The organism is Halomonas sp. Ps84H-12 (assembly GCF_024124725.1).
In the GTDB taxonomy this organism is placed as follows: Bacteria; Pseudomonadota; Gammaproteobacteria; order Pseudomonadales; family Halomonadaceae; genus Vreelandella; species Vreelandella aquamarina.
Genome location: NZ_JAMXSJ010000078.1, coordinates 1 through 2934, shown reverse-complemented (window position 1 = coordinate 2934; position 2934 = coordinate 1). Strand labels below are relative to the sequence as shown.

Below are 2934 nucleotides of genomic sequence, written 5' to 3'. Positions count from 1 at the left end.
AGGTGGATAGGCTTTCACCCATAGCGGATGGCTCTCTTGGTTCAGATTCTTGGCGGAACACACTGAATTTTCAAGAGAATACCATCCGCTATCTTCGTTTTCGGGCCGGCCTCATGAATAAGCCGGGTTTAAGCAACCACGGCATTCCACTGTCAGTTCAACGTAGGCTTTTCAAAGCACACGGTGAAAGTGCTGTCGATCAAATAAAGTGTAACCCGTACTCTCTGCTGACTTTCGGCCTGACTTTCGAACAAACAGAGAAGATCGCAACGAGCCAGTTTGGACTTAGTAAAAATGACGACAGACGCTTTGCAGCTGCAACAGAGCAAGCTTTGATCAAGCACTGCGGACGCGGACATACTTGTGCAACGTCCTCCGACTTAAAACGGCGTGTCGGAAAGATACTTTCTACTTCAAATGATGGCGTGATCGCCCATGCCCTGGAATCAGGAAAGAATGCAAAGTTTATCACTTATGATTCGAAGAGTGGTCGATACCACTCGACTGCACTCCTCATAATGGAGCGCGTTGTAGCTAAGCGTTTGCGCAAAATTGGATCAGCGAAATCAGACTTATCAGATAAAGAGCATGACCTTATTACAGAATCAGCGATGGCCCTACCCTTTCCTATCACTGAGCGGCAGTCAGACGCAGTGGAAATGTCTCTATCGCATGGACTGAGCTGTGTTATCGGTGGTGCAGGCACCGGCAAAACGACAGTTCTCAGAACAACTATCGAATGCTATCGCGCATTGGACTACAACATATATGCGATGGCTCTGTCTGGTCGAGCCGCGACGCGCCTACGAGAGAGCATTGGCATTAAAACCATGACAATTGCACGGTTCCTTCGCAATGTTGAAGTTGACGATAAGCCGACTTTACTCGTCATCGATGAGGCGTCAATGCTCGATCTCCCGACGCTTTACCAGATCATTATTAAAACGACAGCATCGATCAGATTGCTTCTGGTCGGAGACCCTGATCAATTACCACCGATTGGTGCTGGACTGCCGCTTCGAGACATTATCAGTTCCCGAGTCTGCCCTGTCGTTGAATTGGATATTGTTCAGCGTCAAGACGAAAAAACGGGCATACCCGCTTACTCACTGACTATACGCAACGGAGAACTACCTCCTGAGATGACAGTCGGGAGGATACACTTTCATGAAGTCTCCAGCCGCGAAGAGATCATAGAAGCCTGTACTGAACTTTTGGCTCACTCACCGCGTGACAGCAAAGTTGTTGCTCCAACGAAGGAACTCACCAAACTCATAAATGAGTCGTGCCAAGCAGCCGTAAATCCAGACGGCACCCAACTGAAGCCTGAGATTTGGGGTGACTTTTGGGGTACAGAATTTCGGGTTGGTGATCCAATCATGTGCCTGAAGAATGACTATGAGAACGACCTACAGAATGGAAGCTTGGGCAGGCTATTGTCCGCAGATCAGGAAGCTGAAGACCATCTGGGTATCATCAAGATGGACGACAAAACAGAAGCTTTGACTCTAACAAAGGCATTGCTAGATAACATTCGACTTGGCTATGCGATGACACTACATAAAACTCAAGGGTCTCAAGTTCCAAAAGTGGTTATCGCCTTGGACAATTCACCCCTTATCGACCGATCTTGGATCTACACGGCCATCACACGCGCTGAGCAAGAGGTGCACATAGTTGGCTCACGGTCAGTTATGAAGTCTGCTGTCGTAAGAGAGAGCACTCATCACAGTCGAATGTCATACCTGGTAGATCTCCTCACTGAGCAGAGCGCACACGCTCAACCAAATTAAAGAAGGCTGAATGCGCCGGATAGTTATTCCGATCACTAAGAACATGCGTCACATCACATGCTCTCAGTGATCTTTTCCTTACGCTCCTCTAAGCTCCCAATCAATTCCTTAAGCGCATCGATTTCGCTTCCTATCGTCTGCAAATACGCGGAACTCTCGGTCGAGACTCTCGCCAATGACACGTAGTATTTAAAGGTTGTTCGGGAGTCATTGTGACCTGCGAAGCCAGCCAACGCCCGTTCAATGCTGTCTTCATCTATCTTTTTACGATCTCCACTCGCTTTTACAAGTAGCCGTTCTTCCTGGTATTTCAGACAGGCAAATCGGTAAATCGCATATCTGCGTAGGTCGTGAGGGGTGATGCTCGAACTACAGCGGCTCACCATTTTTGACAAGTTACCTGCTGTCATTGCCGTGCCATATTCAGTCACGAAAACAGCATCTGGATCGCTTTTGGTTTGATCTACAATGTCTTGACGCTCTTCGTGAATGTATTGATTGGTCGCGTTAATTAGCTCTGCTGTCACCGATATCGTGCGGTGCGAGCCGTTTTTCGTACCAAGAGTGATTCCTACTTCGACACGCTTTTTATAACTGCTCTTCTGAGCCCCAGGAACGCAGCCCTTTGACAGTCTAACCACCTCCAGCCGCCTCAGACCACCCTCACTGGCCCAGCGAAGCATCAGCTCATTCCGACGTTGATGAATCATGATCGCATCGTCAGCATCTTTTCGACGTATGCTTTCGGTTCGCTCACGAACCCGCGCCATCAAGTCACCAACCTGTTGCTTTGTAATTAGCTTTGGATTTCCTTTTCTGGGAACTTTCAGCAAAAAAGGTATGGCATATCGAGAGTCGCTTTTCGAGTTTGGCCTGGGAGCTTTCACATCAATTTGATACAGCTGGTCAGGCTTGTAGAAATCTCTCCATCCGACAATCGTCGGCCTGAAAAAACCTCTCTCCTGAGCCCACCAATAAAACTGTATTACCGCCTGCAATTTGGCATTGACCCGCCTTATTCATGAGGCCGGCCCGAAAACGAAGATAGCGGATGGTATTCTCTTGAAAATTCAGTGTGTTCCGCCAAGAATCTGAACCAAGAGAGCCATCCGCTATGGGTGAAAGCCTATCCACCTGGACG

The 2934-nt window shown here is 48.3% G+C and carries 3 protein-coding genes; 1 reads left to right on the top strand and 2 read right to left on the bottom strand.

Translation table 11 applies throughout. From position 1 onward, the window contains the following. Positions 1–1793, top strand: a 1793-nt coding sequence (locus NH344_RS18010) for an AAA family ATPase (RefSeq protein ID WP_253028277.1), incomplete at its 5' end; no start/stop codon positions are given. A 53-nt stretch (positions 1794–1846) separates the two neighbouring features. Here the strand turns inward: NH344_RS18010 and NH344_RS18005 are convergent. Together NH344_RS18005 and NH344_RS18000 are read right to left on the bottom strand one after the other, a co-directional pair. Next, the gene (locus NH344_RS18005; protein WP_212715328.1) at positions 1847–2563 is read right to left on the bottom strand and encodes a site-specific integrase; all 717 of its coding nucleotides are present in this window, start codon (positions 2561–2563) and stop codon (positions 1847–1849) included. A 136-nt stretch (positions 2564–2699) separates the two neighbouring features. Continuing rightward, positions 2700–2934: hypothetical protein (locus NH344_RS18000; protein ID WP_253028276.1), on the bottom strand; the 235-nt coding region annotated here is incomplete at its 5' end.